This window comes from Deinococcus rhizophilus (genome assembly GCF_030271215.1).
Classification (GTDB): domain Bacteria; phylum Deinococcota; class Deinococci; order Deinococcales; family Deinococcaceae; genus Deinococcus; species Deinococcus rhizophilus.
This window is the reverse complement of the sequence record NZ_JASNGB010000287.1, coordinates 1-2,148: the sequence shown is the minus strand read 5'-3', so window position 1 is coordinate 2,148 and position 2,148 is coordinate 1. Positions and strand designations below refer to the sequence as shown.

The 2,148-nt window shown below is 70.4% G+C and carries 2 protein-coding genes; one reads left to right on the top strand and one right to left on the bottom strand.

Annotated elements, in window-relative coordinates:
• Positions 1 to 481 precede the first annotated feature (481 nt).
• The gene (locus tag QOL99_RS16640; RefSeq protein WP_285525483.1) at positions 482 to 1,423 is read right to left on the bottom strand and encodes a DUF808 domain-containing protein; all 942 of its coding nucleotides are present in this window, start codon (positions 1,421 to 1,423) and stop codon (positions 482 to 484) included.
• A 433-nt stretch (positions 1,424 to 1,856) separates the two neighbouring features.
• Between QOL99_RS16640 and QOL99_RS16635 the strand changes: the two genes are divergently transcribed.
• Positions 1,857 to 2,148: hypothetical protein (locus QOL99_RS16635; protein WP_285525482.1), on the top strand; the 292-nt coding region annotated here is incomplete at its 3' end.

The window sequence follows — 2,148 nt, the reverse complement described above, 5'->3', positions numbered from 1 at the left end:
GTCAGCGTGGGCACGGCGCTGTGGCCGCGCGACGCCCGCTCGGCCCGTGCCCTGCTGCACCTCGCCAGCCAGCGCCTCCAGGCAGATGGGCGCCGCACCTCCCCGGCGGCCGGGCAGGGCGGGTAGGAAGGGGGCGGGCGGTCCCCAGGCTGGGACGGCGTGGCCGTTCACCCCCCTCCCCCACAAACGCTTGATGGCAACAGGAGGATCAGCGGCTCAGACGCACTTTTTTGCCCCTCCGCCCTTGCGGGGGGACTCGCAGAGCTGCTGGCAGAGGGCCGGGGACTGGTACAGCTCCGAGGGAGAGGGGCGTGGCGGGCGAAGCTCACCCCTTTCCCAGACGCCAAGAATGCTCTTTCCCGCTCTTCCCCAGCATGCAATGGACATCAAGAATCACAGGGGGAGAGAGGCTTTTGGCGTCCTACACGCGACTCTTGAATTGCGCCACATTGGGAGGGTACGAAACTCTCCGCATGACTGCTCAGTGAGCCTTGCGCCCCGGCCGCAGGTGCAGCGCCCCCACGATCACCGCCCCCACCAGCAGCCCGAAGAGGCCCGACCCCACCGTCTCGACCAGCCACTCGGTGACGCCCTGCGCGAAGGGGACCGCGTTTCCGGCAGTCACGGCGAGGCCGTGGAAGAAGTCGAAGGGACCGCCCACCCCGAAGTCGTCCAGGCCCACCAGGATGATGTGCCCGCCGACCCACAGCATGGCGGCGGTGCCGATCACCGAGAGGGCCGCGAGCACCTTCGGCATGCTGCGCACCAGCCCGCGCCCGAAGCTGCGGCCCGCGCCCGAGGCGCCGTTGGCCAGCCGCAGGCCGAAGTCGTCCATCTTCACGATCAGTCCCACGACCCCGTACACCAGCGCGGTGATCAGCAGCGCCACCACGACCAGCGTGGCGGCCCGTAGCCAGAAGGTCTGGTCGGCCACCTCCGCGAGCGAGATCGCCATGATCTCTGCCGAGAGGATGAAGTCGGTGCGGATGGCCCCGGCGACCATCTGTTCCTCGTGGGCCTGGCCGGTCAGGGCGACAGGTTCCTCGCCGGTGTGGCCTTCCTTGTGGCCGCTGACGGCCTCGTAGACCTTCTCGGCGCCCTCGTAACACAGGTAGGCCCCGCCCAGCATCAGGATCGGCGGAATCGCGCCCGGCAGGAACTGGCTGAGCAGCAGCGCGGCGGGCAGGATAAACAGCACCTTGTTGCGCAGCGACCCCCGCGCGATGCGCCAGATGATGGGCAGCTCGCGGTCCGGGGTAAAACCCGTCACGTAGCGCGGGGTGACGGCCGCATCGTCCACGACCACGCCGATGGCCTTGCTCCCTGCCCTGGCGGCGGCGGCCCCGATGTCGTCGACAGACGCCGCCGCGAGCTTGGTGATGGCCGCCACGTCGTCGAGCAGGGCGACGAGGCCGCCGCTCACGGGCGGGCCTGCGGGCGGGCGGGGGCGGTCAGGGGGGCGGGCACGCGTCTGGGGACCATCAGGGCCACAGCCTAGAGCATTTGTCCGAATTCCGCCGTGAGAGATGATCTTCCTCTCCCGGCTCCATCCTCTCCTGCAGAGCTGTGCCAGTCCGCTCGGTCAACAAGAAGGTCTCTTCTTGGCAAGTGCTCTGGTGCATCGGCCCCCCGCACACCCCGCTCCAGCAACAGCCACCGTATCCTGCCCCCATGGCCCGCCCGCCCGCCCCCNCGAATTCCGCCGTGAGAGATGATCTTCCTCTCCCGGCTCCATCCTCTCCTGCAGAGCTGTGCCAGTCCGCTCGGTCAACAAGAAGGTCTCTTCTTGGCAAGTGCTCTGGTGCATCGGCCCCCCGCACACCCCGCTCCAGCAACAGCCACCGTATCCTGCCCCCATGGCCCGCCCGCCCGCCCCCGTTCCGACCGACTCCCTCCTCGCCGCCGCCGAGGCCCTCGCCGCCGCCGAGGCCCTCGCCGGGGCCCGGCAGCCCGCCGAGGTGGTGCAGGTGCTGCTGGAACATGCCCACGCGGCCCTGCACCTTCCGGTGGCCGTATGGCTCGTGGGGGGCGGCGCAGGAGAGGGCGGCACAGGAGAGGGCACAGGCGAGGGCGCAGCGGAGAACACCGGCGAGCTCGCCCCGGAGCCTGCCGCCCGCGTGGGAGCCTGGGCAGAGGGGAGCGCGGACG